Source organism: Streptomyces atroolivaceus (genome assembly GCF_000717025.1).
Taxonomy (GTDB): domain Bacteria; phylum Actinomycetota; class Actinomycetes; order Streptomycetales; family Streptomycetaceae; genus Streptomyces; species Streptomyces atroolivaceus.
The window spans coordinates 202,743-218,191 of sequence record NZ_JNXG01000002.1; the positions used below are offsets into that span (position 1 = coordinate 202,743).

The following is a 15,449-nucleotide window of genomic DNA, read 5'->3' on the forward strand; positions in this document are numbered from 1 at the left end:
TAGCCCCTGGAACGCTACCGTCGGGGCAGGGCGGGTGGAGGGAGGACCATCGCGTGGGGATCGAGAGCGACCGGCTGGTCTACGACTATCTCAGCCGGGTCGGTGACCTGGCGCAGCAGCAACAGCTGTCCTCGGGCGCCCGGATGAGACTCGTCGCGACGCTGCGGGGCGAGATCGACCGGCAGCGCGGGACGGACGGCTCGGACTCGCCGGCGGTGGTCCGGCGCATCCTCGGCAGGATCGGCGCCCCGGACGAACTCGTGGCCGCGGCGGCCGAGTCGGGCGAGGGGACGGTGCCGCTGCCGTCGCCCCGGACGGCTGCGGCCATGGGCGCGAAGGAGCCCCGCGGGGTGCCGCGGGCGCGGCGTGGTGTGCTCCGGAAAGACGCCTCGCGCAAGGGCGCGTCGCCGGAGACCGGGAAGCCCGGGAGCGCGGCACCGGGGCGGGCGGAGCCGGTGCGTGCGGAGCCGGACCCCGGGGCGCCGGTGCCGGGCGAGCCGGTGTCAGGGGAGCCGTCGCCGGACTGGCCGTCGGCGTCCGCGCCGCACATGGCGGGCCTCGGCCAGGCCCCGTCGGAGGGCGAGCCCGAGTGGTGGCGGATCGAGCCGGGGCCCTTCGGCGAAGGCGCGCAGGATGCCATGGGCGCGCCGGGCGCGGTGGGTCCGGGCACGGCCGTGCCCGGGTTCGTGGGCGGGCTGGAGAGCCCGGAGCTGTTCGGGATGCCGAGCGCCCCGAAGACCCCGGGGCCGCGCACCCCGGCGGAGGCGGAGGAGGCCGAGCCGGCGGCGGGGGAGAAGGAGGCCGTGCCACCGTCCGTGCCCCGGCCCCGCAGGAAGCTGCGGCTGCGCCGCCGCGCGAGGGCCGTCGCGGACGACGGCGCGCCCGTGCGGCCCCGTCTCTCGAACCCCTTGCTGCTGCTGGCCGCCGCGCTGCTCGTGGCCGGTGCCGTGTCCGGCCAGTGGCTGGCGCTCGCGGGCGGCTGGCTGCTGGCGTACAGCTCGCGCAAGTTCTCGCGCGCGGAGGCGAAGTGGGTCGCGCTGGGCCTGCCGGGTGTGGTCGTCGCCGGGGCCTTCGCCTGGCTGTGGGGACGTATGGAGGGCCGCTGGGGCGAACCCCTCGCGAGCGGTGCGATGGGTGACGCGATGACGGACCTCTGGCCCGTCGTGGTGCGGGTGGCGGCGGTGACGTCGGCGCTCTACCTGGTGTGGCGTGCCCGCCGGCTGGCGGGATGAGGGTGGCGGGCGCGCACGGCGAAGCAAGTGTACGTTCGTACACCTCGGGGGTGTACGATCGTACGCATGCCGACGGACTACTTCGCCAACGATCCGCGCACCAACCTCGAGCGCATGCTCGCGGGCGACCTCTACATCGCCGACGATCCGGAGATCGCGCAGCGGCAGCAGCACGCGATGCGCCTCGCCGCCCGCTTCCAGGCCGCCTACACGGAGGACGCCGACGCGGCCAGGACCATCCTGGCCGAGCTGCTGGACTCGGTGGGCGAAGGCGTCGACCTGCGCCCGCCGCTGTACGTCGACTACGGCAGCAACATCTCCATCGGTGCCCGCACCTTCGTCAACTACCACCTCACCGCGCTGGACGTCGCGCGCATCACCATCGGTGAGGACTGCCAGATCGGCCCCAACGTCCAGCTGCTCACGCCCACCCACCCCGTGGAACCGGAGCCCCGCCGGGACAAGCTGGAGGCCGCGCTCCCCATCACCATCGGTGACAACGTCTGGCTCGGCGGCGGAGTCGTCGTGTGCCCCGGGGTGACCATCGGCGACAACTCCGTGATCGGCGCGGGAGCCGTCGTCACGAAGGACATCCCCGCCGGCGTCGTCGCCGTGGGCAATCCCGCCCGCGTCATCCGCAGCGTCTGAGCCGCCCGTCCCATGGCCACCGGGCGCACGGACCCGCAGCGGCGCGAGCGCATCCTCGCCGCCACCCTCGACCACATCGCCGAGGAGGGGGTCGTCGGTGTCTCCCACCGCAAGATCGCCCACCGCGCCGATGTGCCGCTGGGCTCGATGACGTACCACTTCAGCGGCATCGACGACCTGCTGCGCGAGGCCTTCACCCGCTTCGCCGACCACATCGTGGCCGTCTTCGAGCTGCACCTGGGACGGGTCGGCACGCCCGAGGAGGCCCGGGAGGCGGTCACCGACCTCATCCACGTGCTCTCCGAAGGCCCCCGCCGGGACCTGGTCCTCACCCAGGAGCTCTACACGCTGGCCGCCCGGCGCGACGAGTACCGCGAGCTCACCCACGCGTGGATGAACCGCAGCCGCCGCCTGCTGGAGCAGCATTTCGACCCGGAGACCGCGCGCCAGCTGGACGCGCTGATCGAAGGGCTGGCCCTGCACCGGTCGCTCGACACCGAGCCGCAGAGCCGCGAGCTGACGCGGCTGGCGGTACACCGGATGACGTCCGGCGCCTAGGCCGGAGCGCAGGCCGGGACGGCAGCCGGAGCGCAGGCCGGCGTACGGCACCCGAACCGCCTGCGGGGTGCGGACCTGACACCGCACCCCGCAGGCATCAGCCCTCCTCCGGAAGCCGCTGCGGACAAGCGGGGGAAAGGCGACACAAGATGTCCGGTTTCCGGGAAAGCATGGTGTCTCCGCCGCCCGCACGGGCGCCGGAGCGGCGCGCTGGACCAGGAGGACACGTATGTCAGGGGCACTCGACGGGAAGATCGCCCTCGTCGCGGGGGCGACACGGGGAGCCGGCAGAGGGATCGCGGTCGAGCTCGGCGCGGCCGGGGCCACCGTCTACGTCACCGGTCGCAGTACGCGGGCGGGGCGATCGGAGTACGACCGTCCCGAGACCATCGAGGACACCGCGGACCTGGTGACCGCGGCGGGAGGCCACGGCATCGCCGTGCCCACCGACCACCTGGTTCCTTCGCAGGTCAAAGCCCTGGTGGACCGCATCGGGGCGGAACAGGGCCGACTGGACCTGCTGGTCAACGACATCTGGGGCGGCGAGCACCTCTTCGACTGGGACGCCCCTGTGTGGGAGCACGACCTGGAGAAGGGGCTGCGGCTGCTGCGGCTCGCCGTCGAGACCCACGCGATCACCAGCCACCACGCTCTCCCCCTCCTGCTGCGCGGCCGGGGCGGACTGGTGGTCGAGGTCACCGACGGCACGGCGGAGTACAACCAGGAGACCTACCGGGTCTCGTTCTTCTACGACCTCGCCAAGTCCTCCGTCCTGCGCATGGCCTTCGCCCTGGGCCATGAACTGGGCCCACGCGGGGCCACGGCGGTGGCGCTGACGCCCGGGTGGATGCGCTCGGAGATCATGCTCGAACAGTTCGGAGTGACCGAGGAGACCTGGCGTGACGCACTCGATCGCGTGCCGCACTTCTGCATCTCCGAGACACCGTCCTACACCGGGCGGGCCGTCGTCGCGCTGGCCGCCGATCCCGGGGTGAGCCGGTGGAACGGCCGGTCGCTGTCCAGCGGGGGGCTCGCCCAGGAGTACGGCTTCACCGACGTCGACGGCAGCCGGCCGGACGCCTGGCGGTACATCACCGAGGTCCAGGACCCCGGCAAGCCCGCCGACGCGAGCCGCTACCGCTGATCCGGTCACGGATCGTGCCGACGGTGACGACGTACTCAGCCGCGGGTCCGTTCCCTGCGCAGCTCCACCTCCTGGCCGGTCACGGGGGCCTGGATCTTGTACACGTCACCGACCCGCAGGGTGCCGGGCGTGCTGTACTCGCCGTGGACGGCGATGTACGAGACAGCCGTCCGCGAGCCGGGCTGCCAGAACGTGCGGTGGTGGGGGGCGTTCCCCGGGTGCTCCGGGATCTCCACCAGGGGGACGCCGCGCCGGTCCAGCAGGCGCCGCAGCTTCTCGAACCGGAGCCGGGGCGCGAAGCGCCCGTAGCGGGAACGGAGCACCTCGCCCGGGATCGTCCTGTCACGACGGGCCAGCCGGTGCACCTCGATGCTGAAGTGGTGACCCGCCCAGGGATCGCCCGCCCGGGCCCGGTGCCAGTGGAACTCGGCCAGTCCGTAGTCACGGAACATCGCCTGCCGCCCAAAGGCGTTCTCGGCGAAGTCCGTCCCCAGGACCGAGGAGACACGGTCGGGGGAGTCGGCAGGGCGAAGGCCGAGGAGGGTGCCGGTGGTGACGGTGTGGACGTAGAAGGCCAGGGAGTGCGGGGTCACGTCTCATTCCTCGGCAGGAGGGGGCGGGTGCGGTGATTCTGCACACCGCGCGGCAGGTCTCCACCGGCGCCTGCCGCGCTCGCGGCCCGCCGGGACGGACGGCAGGTCACCCGGGCCGGGGCGGTCTGCACAATGGGTGTCATGCCCGCACACACCCTGACGGTCGGATTCGACCTCGACATGACGCTCATCGACTCCCGGCCCGGCATCAAGGTCGCCTACGAGACACTGTCCGCCGAGACGGGTGTGTACATCGACACCGACCTGGTCGTCAGCCGGCTCGGCCCGCCGCTCCAGGACGAGGTGGCCAACTGGTTCCCGGCCGACGCGGTCGCCGAGGCCTGCGACCGCTACCGCGCGATCTACCCGGACACGGCGATCACGCCCTCGGTCGCGCTCCCCGGTGCCAGGGAGGCCGTCGAGGCCGTCCAGGCGCTCGGCGGGCGGGCGATGGTCGTCACCGCGAAGTACGAACCGAACGCCAAGCTCCACCTCGCGCACCTCGGCATCGGGGCGGACATCCTGACGGGCGGCCTCTGGGCCGAGGCGAAGGCGGAAGCACTCCTGGAGCACGGCGCGCGGATCTACGTCGGCGACCACACCGGGGACGTACGGGGCGCACACGCGGCGAACGCCGTGTCGGTCGGTGTCACCACCGGCCCGTGCGACGAGGAGGAGCTGCGGGCGGCCGGCGCCGACGTGATCCTGCCGGACCTCACGGCCTTCCCCGCCTGGCTGCGGGCCTTCGCGGCGGCGTGAGACGTACGGGCGGGGGCTCTCCCCCGCGGCCCGGAGGTGACGCGCGCCGACCGCTACGGGGTCACCTCGTGGCGGCGCGCTTCGGGGAGCTCTGCCACACGGACCGCACCACCCCCGCGGCCGCGATCAGGAACCCCAGGCCCATCAGCATGCACACCGCGTAGGCGATGGGCGGGAACGGGTCGGTGCCCAGGAACAGTGGGGCCACGGTGACCATGGTGGCCAGTGCGCCGATGAAGAAGACGATCGCGCCGACCTGTACGAGCCGGTCGCCTGCGCCGGAAGGAGTAGTACTCACCCGGTCAGGGTAGTTCCCAGCTCGGCGGAACCATTCGGCGACGTCTTGTGTCCGGTCCCCGGCCCATTAGCCTGGGGCATGGCGGGTCGGAGACCCGCTGTACTGCTATCCGGAGCCGTTTCGCGGCTCTCCCGCACACCGACGAGTACGAGGACGAGGACAGACGTGCCCACGGGTAAGGTCAAATGGTTCAATTCGGAAAAGGGCTTCGGCTTTCTTTCGCGCGACGACGGCGCCGACGTCTTCGTCCACTCCTCCGTACTCCCGGCCGGCGTCGAGGCGCTCAAGCCCGGTCAGCGCGTCGAGTTCGGTGTGGTCGCGGGCCAGCGCGGTGACCAGGCCCTCTCCGTGGTGATTCTCGACCCCACGCCGTCCGTGGCCGCCGCGCAGCGGCGGAAGCCGGACGAGCTCGCCTCGATCGTCCAGGACCTGACGACGGTGCTGGAGAACATCACGCCGATGCTGGAGCGGGGCCGCTACCCCGACAAGGCGGCGGGCGCGAAGATCGCCGGCCTGCTGAGGGCCGTGGCCGACCAGCTCGACGTCTGAGCCGATCCGGGCGGGCCCGCCACGGCCGGGCGGGCCCGCCCGGTCAGCGCGCGGTGACGGAGAACGCGTCCGGGGCCAGCGCCGGTACGAGGCCCTCGGCCGCCGCCCGGGTCAGCAGGCCGCGGACCGCCGCGTAGCCGCTCTCCCCGAGGTCCGCCGTGAACTCGTTCACGTAGAGCCCGATGTGCTGGTCGGCCACGGCCGGGTCCATCTCCTGGGCGTGCTCCAGGACGTACGGGCGCGAACGCTCCGGATCGTCCCAGGCCATCCGCACCGACGTGCGGATCGACTCCGCCAGCCGGTTCAGTGTCTCCTCGCCCAGCGAGCGCCTGGCGATGATCGCACCGAGCGGGATCGGCAGGCCGGTGGTCGCCTCCCAGTGCTCGCCCATGTCGGCGAGACTGTGCAGGCCGTAGTTCCGGTAGGTGAAACGGGCCTCGTGGATCACGAGCCCGGCGTCCACGCGGCCGTCACGCACCGCGGGCATGATCTCGTCGAACGGCATGACGACGATCTCGCCCACGCCGTCCGGCACGACCTCGGCGGCCCACAGCCGGAACAGCAGATAGGCGGTGGAGCGCTCGCTCGGCACGGCGACGGTCTTCCCCGTCAGGTCCGTGCCGGGCTCCCTGGTGAGGACGAGCGGCCCGCAGCCACGCCCCAGAGCGCCGCCGCACGGCAGCAGCGCGTATTCGTCGAGAACCCACGGCAGGACGGCGTACGACACCTTCAGCACGTCGAACTCGCCGCGCTCGGCCATGCCGTTGGTGAGGTCGATGTCGGCGAAGGTGACGTCGAGGGCGGGCGCCCCGGGGACCCTTCCGTGCGCCCAGGCGTCGAAGACGAAGGTGTCGTTCGGGCACGGCGAGAACGCGATCCGCAGCGCGGGGAGCGGTGCTCCTCCGGTGCCGGTCGCGGGGTCAGTCACGGTGTCGGTCGAGTCGGTCATGCCGGTTCCAACTTTCCACTACGGGTGCGGTCTTCCCGAACGCCCCGGTGAGCGCCGCCAGGGCGTCGCCGATGCGCCAGGCCTCGCGGTCGCGCGGCCCCACGGTGTTCGAGACGGCCCGGAGCTCCAGCGCCGGGACGCCGAACCGGTCGCCGGCCTCCGCGACGCCGAAGCCCTCCATGGCCTCGGCGAGGGCTCCGGGGTGCGCCGCCAGCAGCTCGGCTGCGCGGGCCGCGCTCCCGGTCACGGTGGAGACGGTGAGGACGGGGCCCGGGACGGCGCCGGTCGCCTCCGCGACGTCCCGCACGAGGGCCTCGGGCGGCAGGAAGGTGTCCCTGCCGAAGCCGAGACCGGTGACCGGCACGAAGCCGTCGGGGGTCTCGGCGCCCAGGTCCGCGGCGACGATGCCGGTCGCCACGACGAGGGAGCCGACGGGCGCGGCGGGTGCGAATCCGCCGCCGATGCCGGCTGAGACGACCAGCGCGTACGGAGCCGAGAGGGGCGCGGCGGCGAGCGCGAAGGCGGTGGCCGCCGCCGCGGCGGCCGGACCCACGCCGCCCGCCAGGACGTCGAACGGGCCGGCCCGGTGCAGCTCGGCGCCGGGCACCTCACGCATCCCGGGCCCACCCCCGAACGCACGCGTGACCGCGTCCCGTTCGGCCGGGACAGCGGTCACGACAAGCACCCGCACAGCGGTCGTCCTCGGGTTCAGGGGGTCAGGACGTCTTCGTGAGCTGGAAGTGCCAGATGCCCGTGAGCTTCTGACCCTTGGTCTCGACGATGCTGATCTGCGTCTTGTCCGCCGTGGTCTCGCCCGTCTGGCTGGCGAAGAAGGCGCTGCCGGGGATCGAGCGGTAGGTCCTCTTGTACGGCTCCTGCTCGGCCTGCTGGCCGTTGATGAAGAGGGTCCAGCCGTTGTCCGCGACCTCGGGGTCGACGCCGAAGCGGACCTTGTCGTCCATCGCGACGTCGACGGACTTCTCCGCCTTCTTGTTCAGGCAGCCCTGGATCTCGGACTCCTTGAGGGCCTTGCCGTCGTTGTAGCAGGAGGCCTCGGTGCTCACCGAGTCCCCGCCGACCGTCACGGTGGCGAGCGGCGTCGGCTTGTCGCAGGCGGACAGGACAAGGAGTCCCGCGGACACGGCACCAAGAGCGACGCCGATTCGACGGCCCTTACCGGAGAAGAACGCAACGGTCATGCGCCGAAGGTTATCGGTCGGCACCGCTCACGCCACGCGCGGGTGCGGTGAGCCGCGCCGTGCGGCCCCCAGGAGGCCCCGTACGGAGGCGGCGGCGCCGAGTGCGAGGAGCCCGGCGGCGACGGACATGCCGAGTACTCCGTTGAGGGGCAGCGCGATGCCGATCGCGCCGCCGGCGACCCACGACATCTGGAGCAGTGTCTCCGACCGGGCGAACGCCGAGGTGCGCACCTCCTCCGGCACGTCGCGCTGGATCATCGCGTCCAGCGACAGCTTCGACAGGGCCTGGGTGAAACCGGCGACAGCGGCGAGAGCGGCGACCATCACCGTGCTGAAGAGGACCGCGGTGAGCACGGCGACCCCCAGGGCGAGCCCCAGCACCGTCGCGACGATCACCTCGGGGCCGCGTGCCCTGAGCCATGAGCCCACGGCCGTGCCGCAGGCGTTGCCGGTGCCGGCCGCGACGCCCACGATGCCGAGCGAGACGGCGGCGCTCTGCCCCGCCAGGGGGTGCTCGCGCAGCAGGAACGCCAGGAAGAAGATGAGGAAGCCGGAGAGCGCGCGGTGCGCGGCGTTGGCCTGGAGGCCGTGCAGGACGGACGGCCCGACGGACCGCAGCCCAGGCGGCCTGTCCCGCCCGTTCCTGGTGCTGCCGGTCCTGCCGCCCTTCTTCCCGCCGGTGGCGGCGACCGGGCGGGGCGCCTCCTCGTGCGGGACGGCGAGACGGGCCTTGCGCTCGCCCTTCGCGGAGTCGACCTTGTGGGGCAGGGTGAAGGCGAGGACGGTCCCGCCGAGGAAGATCGTGCAGGCCCCGTAGAGCGGCCAGGGGGACCCGATGGTCTGGAGCCCCGCCCCGATCGGTGCGGCGATCCCCGTGGCCAGCAGACCGGCCAGTGTGACCCGTGAATTGGCCTTCACCAGGGAGAAGCGGGGTGGCAGGAGGCGGGGTACGACCGCACTGCGCACCACGCCGTACGCCTTGGAGCAGACCAGGACACCCAGGGCCGCCGGATAGAGCTCCAGGCCGCCCGTGGCCACCGCGCCCGACATCGTGATCGCGAGAACGGCGCGGGCGAACATCGCACCGGCCATCGCGGCGCGGCGGCCGTGCGGCAGACGGTCCAGGAGGGGGCCGATCACCGGGGCGAGCAGGGTGAAGGGGGCCATCGTCACGGCCAGGTAGAGCGCGACGCGCCCGCGCGCCTCGTCCGTCGGTACGGAGAAGAACACGGTCGAGGCGAGCGCCACCGTGATCATGACGTCGCCGGCGCCGTTGACCGCGTGCAGCTCGATCAGCTTGCCGAGGCCGGACTCACCCGCCCCATGGGCGTGGGTCGCCTTCCTGATCCCCCGCGCGGTGCCCGTGAACGGGGCGCGCAGGACACGCCCCATCGCCCGGCACGCCCTGCGGAGCGGACCGGACCCGTCGGAGGACCTGGCGGCAGCCACGTGGTCATAGTGCCCCACCCCCTGCCGTAACGAACCCATGATCGGCCGGGGCGTGGCGGCGTCCGCTCCGTCGGGCGAGTCGTCCCCGGCCGCGGAGCAGCCGGGAAATGGCCGGGATGCACCGACGGTCCCGGGCGAATCCACCTCCGTCCGACGGCGGCCCGGACGCCGGTCCCGGAAGGGTTCCGTGCCTGTTTGGGACGGGCAGGTGGGCGCGGGGCGGCAGAGAGGGTAGCGTGCACTCACGCGCCACCGGCGGTTGTTCTTGGCCGCGCGTCTCTCCGCGATCCCGCAGAATGGGTGGCAGAAGGCGCGCCCGAGGCAGGCACAACGGGTGTGGACGTCGACGCGGCCCCCAGGTCCGCTCCGCTCACAACTGTCATGGCCGAAATCGGACATCGATGGAGCTGCTGGCGCGCTCGTGAGACGGCGTATGGAGAGAAGCGAGACCTGTGAGTGCTGCGACGACGCGAAGCCGTACGGCCCGTACCCCCGCCCCCGACCGTCTGTGCGCCGAGGCGGTAGACCTCGCGCGCGCGGCGGCGGAGGAAGCTGCCGCGCCAGGAGTGGTGGGTGAGCACGTGGGCCTCGTCTCCGAAGGGGACCGGGTCGTCACTCACTACTTCGAGTCCAAGGAGCCCGGCTACCGGGGCTGGCGCTGGGCGGTGACGGTAGCCAGAGCCTCCCGCGCCAGGAACGTCACCCTTGACGAAACGGTGCTGCTGCCCGGCTCCGACGCGATCCTCGCCCCCGAGTGGGTGCCCTGGAGCGAACGCCTGCGGCCCGGCGACATGGGCCCCGGCGACCTCCTGCCCACCGAGGCGGAGGACCCACGCCTGGAGCCCGGCTGGACGGGCGAGGACGAGCCCCTGCCGAACTCCGCCGTCTCCGAGGTCTCCCAGGAGCTGGCCGCCCTCGCCGACGTGGAGGACGCGGAGCTGACGACGCTGCCCACGACGCGCCGCGGCTCGATCGCCGCGGTCGCGGACGAGCTCGGCACGCGGCGCGCACGGGTGCTCTCCCGGTACGGCCTCCGGCTGGCCGCGGACCGGTGGGACGAGGAGTTCGGGGCGAAGACGCCCATGGCGCAGGCGGCTCCGGCGTCGTGCGTCACGTGTGCCTTCCTGGTGCCGATGGCGGGCTCGCTGAAGCAGGCCTTCGGGGTCTGTGCGAACGAGTTCGCTCCCGCGGACGGCCGGGTGGTCTCCCTGTCGTACGGCTGCGGCGGGCACTCCGAGGCGGCGGTCATGCCGAAGCCGCCGAAGCCGACGCCGCACGCCCTGGACACCATGCAGGTGGACGACTACTCGCTGCGCCCGGCAGCCGACTCGGGCTCGGTCCCGGTCCAGCCGGACGGCTCGACGGAGGACCTGGGCCACTCCTGACGCCCTCGTCCGCGCGGTCCGGCGTCGTCGCCGGGCCCGCGCCCCGGCGCGGCTTCGTCCGGGGACGACCCATGACCGGCCCCGCCAGGGGCGGTGGCGGACACGGGCTCTTACCGCTCGCGGTACCTTCGGGCGCACACTGGGCGTCACGGGTCACCGGAAGAGCGGAGTACGAGCGTGGGCATGAATGCGACCGAGGGGGCCGATCCGTTCGGGACGGCACGACTGCGGCGCGGCGTGCTGGACGCCTGGGGCGCGGGCCCCGCCCGCTTCCGTGAGGACGCCAACGCCGAGGAGGACCTCGCCCTCGGCGGCTACCGCGACCGCCTGGTCGTCGAGCTGGCCCAGAACGCCGCCGACGCCGCCGCCCGCGCCGGTGTCCCCGGCCGGCTCCGCCTCACCCTGCACGCGGCGGGCGCCGGCACCCCCGCCGTTCTGGCCGCCGCCAACACGGGTGCCCCTCTCGACGCGACCGGCGTCGAGTCCCTCAGCACGCTGCGGGCGTCCGCCAAGCGTGAGGGCCACGAGTCGGCCGTCGGCCGCTTCGGCGTCGGTTTCGCCGCCGTGCTGGCCGTCAGCGACGAGCCCGCCGTCGTCGGCCGCCACGGCGGCGTCCGCTGGTCCCTCGCCGAGGCACGCGACCTCGCGCGGCAGGCGGCCGTCGGCAGCCCCGGCCTCGGCGACGAGCTGCGCCGCCGCGACGGACACGTGCCGCTGCTCCGGCTCCCGCTGCCCGCCGAGGGCACCGCGCCCGACGGTTACGACACCGTCGTCGTCCTGCCCCTCCGCGACGGCGTCGCGGAGGACCTCGTGGGCAGACTGCTCGACGGTGTCGACGACGCGCTGCTCCTCACGCTGCCCGGCCTCGACGAGGTCGTGATCGAAACCCCCGACGGGGTACGCACGTTGCTCCGCTCCCAGCACGGCCCCTACACGCACGTCGACGACTCCGTCCGCGGCCTCCACCGCTGGCGCACCGTCGCCGCCCACGGCGCCCTGGAGCCCGCCCTGCTGGCCGACCGGCCCGTGGAGGAACGGCTGCGCCCGCACTGGTCGGTGACGTGGGCCGTGCCCGTCGGAGAGGACGGCGCGCCCCAGCACCCCCGTACGGCACCCGTCGTGCACGCCCCCACACCCACCGACGAGCCCCTCGGCGTCCCCGCGCTGCTGATCGCCTCCCTGCCGCTCGACACCACCCGCCGGCACCCCGCGCCGGGCCCGCTGACCGATTTCCTCGTGGAGCGTGCGGCCGACGCGTACGCCGAACTGCTCGCCGGCTGGGAGCCCGTGTCCGTCGCCACGATCGCGCTGGTGCCGGGGATGCTCGGAAAGGGGCAGCTCGACGGCGCCCTGCGGGCCGCGATCCTGGAGCGGCTGCCACGGGTGGCGTTCCTGGAGCCCGCCGCGCCCCGGGACCCGGCCGAGGCCGCCGGCCAGTGGGACGACTGGGACGGTGCAGGGGCCCCGCGCCCGGGGACGACCGCGCTGCGGCCGGTCGAGGCCGAGGTCGTGGAGGGGGTGGGCGACGCAACCGTACGGGTCCTCGCGGAGGTGCTCCCGTGCCTGCTGCCCGCCGGGCTGGAGCGCCGCACCGAGCTGCGCACGCTCGGCGTCGCCCGGATCCCGCTGACCGAGGCCGTCGACCGGCTGGCCGGCCTGGAGCGTGCCCCTGACTGGTGGCGGCGGCTGTACGACAGCCTGGCCGGCGTCGACCCCGACCGGCTCACCGGACTGCCCGTGCCCCTCGCGGGCTCGGTGGACGCGCCGCCCCGCACCACCATCGGCCCCCGCCAGGTCCTCCTTCCGCTGCCGGACGCACCGGCCTCGCCGGTTCTCGCCCGGCTGGCCCGGCTCGGACTGAAGGTCGCCCACCCGGACGCCGCCCACCCCCTCCTGGAGAAGCTGGGCGCCGTGCCCGCCACCCCCCGCGCCGTCCTGCGGACCCCGCAGGTCAGGGCCGCCGTGGCCGGTTCGCTGGACGCGGGCGAGATCTGGGACGAGGACGCGCTGGACGGGGACGAGCTCGCCGACACCGTCCTCACGCTCGTGCGTGACGCCGACCTCGCGCCGGGCGAAGAACCCTGGCTGGGCGCGCTCGCCCTGCCCGACGAGGACGGCGAACCGGCGCCCGCCGGTGAACTCGTACTCCCCGGCAGCCCGTTCGCCCAGGTGATGCGTGAGGGTGAACTCGCCCTCTGCGACGCGGAGCTGGCCGAGCGCTGGGGCGAACAGCCCCTGACCGCCTGCGGGGTGCTGGCCACCTTCGCCCTCGTACGCGCCACCGACGTCGTCCTGGACCCGGATGAACTGGAGCCCCGCGACAGCGACTTCGCCGAGCCCGACGACCCCGGGCTGCTCGACGCCGTCGACGTGTGGTGCGAGGACGTCCTGGACCAGCTTCCGGACACCCCCGTGCCGCCCGTCGTCACCGAGCTCGTCGCCGTGCGTGACCTGGACCTCGTCGACGACGACGCCTGGCCGCAGGCGCTGGCGATGCTCGCCCGGCCGCCGCTGCGGGACGCGCTCACCCAGCCGGTACGCGTGCTGCTCCCGGACGGTACGACCCAGTCGGTGCGGCCCTACACCGCGTGGTGGCTGCGCGATCACCCCGTGCTGGGCGGCCGCCGCCCGGCCGGCCTGCGCGCTGCGGGCGGTGACCCGCGCCTGGCGGGCCTGTACGACTCCGCCGACGCGACGGGCTTCGACGACGCGCAGGTGCTGCGCGCCCTCGGCGTACGGACCTCGGTGGCCGCGCTCCTGGACGAGCCGGGCGGGGCGGCGGAGCTGCTGGGCCGGCTCGCCGACGAGGAGCGTCCCGTCGGGCCCGTACAGCTGCATTCGCTCTACACGGCGCTCGCCGAGCTGGACCCCGAACAGGTCACGCTGCCCGACGAGTTGCGGGCCGTCGTGGACGACGAGGTGCGGGTCGCCGACGCGGCGGACGTCGTGATCGCCGACGCCCCCGACCTGTTGCCGCTGACCGGCGGTCTCCCGCTGCTGCCGGTGGCCCCGGCGCGGGCGGCGGAGCTGGCGGACCTGCTCCAGGTACGGCGGCTCGGAGAGAGCGTCGAGGCCGTGGTGACGACGGAGGGCGAGGAGCACCAGGTGCCGGACTCCGTACGGATCCTGCTCGGCGCGGGGACCCCCGACACCTACGTCGAACACGGCGAACTCCGTGCCGGAGGCGTCGAGCTGGACTGGCGCCGCACCCCGGACGGTGTGGTGCACGCGTCCACGGTGGAGGGCGTGGCGGCCGGTCTCGCCTGGGCGGCCGGCCAGTGGCCGCGCCGCTTCGAGGTGGCGGCCCTGCTGGAGGACCCGTCCCGCACGGAGGAGCTGGCCAGGGACCGCTGGTTCGACTGAGCGGACCGGCCTCGGGGGCTCACAGCTCCTTGACGTACCGGATCGCGTCGGCGGGCGGGGCGAGCGGGTGGCGGTCGCGGACGGCCTCGACCGTGACGTCACCTCGCGTGTCGCGGACGGCGCGGACCCCCGGCCCCGACCACCTGGCCGCGGAATCGCTCGTAGGTTCCGTACTGCTCCCCGGAACGCGTGCTTCCGCCTGCGGAGGGGCCGGCCGGCGGCGAACGACGGCGCCGCTCCCGCGATTCCGGTGATCCCGGTGGGCGGGTCGATCATCGGTCTGCTCCTGCGCTGGGCCATGTCGATGTGATCTTCACAGGAAAGTCGCTGGAAGAACACAACCTTTCACGAGGGTGAACCGTCTGATCTGTGGAGTCAGCAGACTCACAGACCACATGGGGACCGTCGGACGAGGGACTTGCCGCGGCCCCCCTTTCTCCACCTGGGGAACACATGCGTATTCGTGCCACTGTCGCCGCTGTTTCCGGCGCCCTGGCTCTGTCCGCTCTCGCCGTTCCGGCGGCGCAGGCGGGCGAACAGGCCGTTCCGAGCCTGGACAAGCCCACCGCGGCCGAGGCGTTCGGCCTCGGGGCCAAGACCCCGCGCGCGGCGGCGCGCGCCGCCGTGACCGAGCCCGTGATCTCGAAGGTCGTCGTCAACGGCGGCAAGGACATCGTCCTCGGTACCACGGCCTCGAAGAAGATCAGCGTCTCCATCACCGCCTCGCACCCGTCCGGCATAGCCGACGGATACGTCGACCTGTGGCACGGCTCCGACGTCGAGACGGACGTCGACGGGTGGGTGATGCCGAACGAGGACGCCGCGACCTGCACCAACTCCAGCGCCACCACCGCCACCTGCAAGATGACGATCACGATCGTCCCCGGCGAGGACCTGTACAAGAACGCGCTCGCCGGCACCTGGCACGTCACCGCCGGTGCGCTCGCCGGTGACCAGAGCTCGGTCGCCTGGAACGACTACCACTCCAAGGCCCGGGTCCAGCGCCTCTCCAAGGTGACCGTCAACGCCTCCCCGGAGCCCGTCAAGAAGGGCAAGACCCTCACGGTCACCGGCAAGCTCTCGCGTGCCAACTGGGAGACCGGCACGTACAAGGGCTACGCCACCCAGGCCGTCAAGCTGCAGTTCCGCAAGAAGACCAGCAGCACCTACACCACCGTCAAGACCATCAAGTCGAACAGCACCGGTGCGCTGAAGACCACCGTCAAGGCGTCCGTGGACGGCTACTGGCGCTACAGCTTCGCCGGTACGTCCACCACCCCGACCGTCACGGCCGCGGGTGACTTCGTCGACGTGAAGTAGTCA

At 73.4% G+C, this 15,449-nt stretch carries 15 protein-coding genes; 9 read left to right on the forward strand and 6 right to left on the reverse strand.

The annotated features are described in order from the left end of the window. Positions 1 to 53: 53 nt before the first annotated feature. The 4 genes from OO67_RS04140 to OO67_RS04155 all read left to right on the forward strand — a co-directional run bounded on the left by OO67_RS04140 (position 54) and on the right by OO67_RS04155 (position 3,582). On the forward strand, positions 54 to 1,232 hold the full coding sequence (locus OO67_RS04140; protein WP_033297324.1) for a hypothetical protein: 1,179 nt from the start codon (positions 54 to 56) through the stop codon (positions 1,230 to 1,232). Between the two features lie 66 nt (positions 1,233 to 1,298). Next, positions 1,299 to 1,880 (forward strand): sugar O-acetyltransferase, encoded by a 582-nt coding sequence (locus OO67_RS04145; protein WP_033297326.1) that lies wholly within the window; start codon positions 1,299 to 1,301, stop codon positions 1,878 to 1,880. Positions 1,881 to 1,892: 12 nt separating this feature from the next. Beyond that, positions 1,893 to 2,438: a TetR/AcrR family transcriptional regulator gene (locus OO67_RS04150; protein WP_033297328.1), complete on the forward strand. Its 546-nt coding sequence runs from the start codon at positions 1,893 to 1,895 to the stop codon at positions 2,436 to 2,438. A 229-nt stretch (positions 2,439 to 2,667) separates the two neighbouring features. Continuing rightward, complete coding sequence (locus tag OO67_RS04155) at positions 2,668 to 3,582, forward strand: SDR family oxidoreductase (RefSeq protein WP_033297330.1); 915 nt, start codon at positions 2,668 to 2,670, stop codon at positions 3,580 to 3,582. A gap of 35 nt (positions 3,583 to 3,617) precedes the next feature. Here the strand turns inward: OO67_RS04155 and OO67_RS04160 are convergent, their stop codons facing one another. Then, a complete protein-coding gene (locus OO67_RS04160) occupies positions 3,618 to 4,175 on the reverse strand; it encodes a hypothetical protein (RefSeq protein ID WP_033297332.1) in 558 nt (185 codons plus the stop codon). Between the two features lie 141 nt (positions 4,176 to 4,316). Here OO67_RS04160 and OO67_RS04165 point away from each other — a divergent pair, with 141 nt between their 5' ends. Next, entirely contained in the window at positions 4,317 to 4,934 is a 618-nt protein-coding gene (locus OO67_RS04165; RefSeq protein ID WP_208860954.1) for an HAD family hydrolase, read from the forward strand. Positions 4,935 to 4,995: 61 nt separating this feature from the next. Here OO67_RS04165 and OO67_RS04170 read toward each other — a convergent pair whose 3' ends face one another. Beyond that, positions 4,996 to 5,232: a hypothetical protein gene (locus OO67_RS04170; protein ID WP_033297337.1), complete on the reverse strand. Its 237-nt coding sequence runs from the start codon at positions 5,230 to 5,232 to the stop codon at positions 4,996 to 4,998. Positions 5,233 to 5,397: 165 nt separating this feature from the next. Between OO67_RS04170 and OO67_RS40425 the strand changes: the two genes are divergently transcribed. Then, on the forward strand, positions 5,398 to 5,781 hold the full coding sequence (locus OO67_RS40425; protein WP_033297339.1) for a cold-shock protein: 384 nt from the start codon (positions 5,398 to 5,400) through the stop codon (positions 5,779 to 5,781). 43 nt (positions 5,782 to 5,824) lie between these two features. Here OO67_RS40425 and OO67_RS04180 read toward each other — a convergent pair whose 3' ends face one another. Genes OO67_RS04180 through OO67_RS04195 form a run of 4 tightly spaced genes read right to left on the reverse strand, consistent with a single transcriptional unit; the run spans position 5,825 to position 9,378 of the window. Next, positions 5,825 to 6,730, reverse strand: coding sequence for a 1,4-dihydroxy-6-naphtoate synthase (locus OO67_RS04180; RefSeq protein WP_033297341.1), 906 nt, complete (start codon positions 6,728 to 6,730; stop codon positions 5,825 to 5,827). Further along, on the reverse strand, positions 6,702 to 7,421 hold the full coding sequence (locus tag OO67_RS04185) for a futalosine hydrolase (protein WP_033297342.1): 720 nt from the start codon (positions 7,419 to 7,421) through the stop codon (positions 6,702 to 6,704). The genes OO67_RS04180 and OO67_RS04185 overlap by 29 nt, the downstream gene beginning before the upstream one ends. 25 nt (positions 7,422 to 7,446) lie before the next feature. Continuing rightward, entirely contained in the window at positions 7,447 to 7,929 is a 483-nt protein-coding gene (locus tag OO67_RS04190; protein ID WP_033297344.1) for a hypothetical protein, read from the reverse strand. 27 nt (positions 7,930 to 7,956) lie between these two features. After that, positions 7,957 to 9,378 carry an MFS transporter gene (locus tag OO67_RS04195; RefSeq protein WP_033297346.1) on the reverse strand — a complete coding sequence of 474 codons (1,422 nt, stop codon included), beginning with the start codon at positions 9,376 to 9,378 and terminating at the stop codon, positions 7,957 to 7,959. Positions 9,379 to 9,830: 452 nt separating this feature from the next. Between OO67_RS04195 and OO67_RS04200 the strand changes: the two genes are divergently transcribed. The 3 genes from OO67_RS04200 to OO67_RS04210 all read left to right on the forward strand — a co-directional run bounded on the left by OO67_RS04200 (position 9,831) and on the right by OO67_RS04210 (position 15,446). After that, on the forward strand, positions 9,831 to 10,763 hold the full coding sequence (locus OO67_RS04200) for a DUF3027 domain-containing protein (RefSeq protein WP_208860955.1): 933 nt from the start codon (positions 9,831 to 9,833) through the stop codon (positions 10,761 to 10,763). Between the two features lie 183 nt (positions 10,764 to 10,946). Continuing rightward, positions 10,947 to 14,126, forward strand: coding sequence for a sacsin N-terminal ATP-binding-like domain-containing protein (locus OO67_RS04205; protein ID WP_033297348.1), 3,180 nt, complete (start codon positions 10,947 to 10,949; stop codon positions 14,124 to 14,126). Positions 14,127 to 14,579: 453 nt separating this feature from the next. Further along, a complete protein-coding gene (locus tag OO67_RS04210; RefSeq protein WP_033297350.1) occupies positions 14,580 to 15,446 on the forward strand; it encodes a DUF5707 domain-containing protein in 867 nt (288 codons plus the stop codon). Positions 15,447 to 15,449 lie beyond the last annotated feature (3 nt).

Excerpts from the sequence above, each read along its gene's own strand:
- OO67_RS04145 (WP_033297326.1), top strand. The coding sequence starts at position 1,299 with ATGCCGACGGACTACTTCGCCAACGATCCGCGCACCAACCTCGAGCGC.
- OO67_RS04150 (WP_033297328.1), top strand. The coding sequence starts at position 1,893 with ATGGCCACCGGGCGCACGGACCCGCAGCGGCGCGAGCGCATCCTCGCC.
- OO67_RS04155 (WP_033297330.1), top strand. The coding sequence starts at position 2,668 with ATGTCAGGGGCACTCGACGGGAAGATCGCCCTCGTCGCGGGGGCGACA.
- OO67_RS04165 (WP_208860954.1), top strand. The coding sequence starts at position 4,317 with ATGCCCGCACACACCCTGACGGTCGGATTCGACCTCGACATGACGCTC.
- OO67_RS04180 (WP_033297341.1), bottom strand. The coding sequence starts at position 6,730 with ATGACCGACTCGACCGACACCGTGACTGACCCCGCGACCGGCACCGGA.
- OO67_RS04190 (WP_033297344.1), bottom strand. The coding sequence starts at position 7,929 with ATGACCGTTGCGTTCTTCTCCGGTAAGGGCCGTCGAATCGGCGTCGCT.
- OO67_RS04205 (WP_033297348.1), top strand. The coding sequence starts at position 10,947 with ATGAATGCGACCGAGGGGGCCGATCCGTTCGGGACGGCACGACTGCGG.
- OO67_RS04210 (WP_033297350.1), top strand. The coding sequence starts at position 14,580 with ATGCGTATTCGTGCCACTGTCGCCGCTGTTTCCGGCGCCCTGGCTCTG.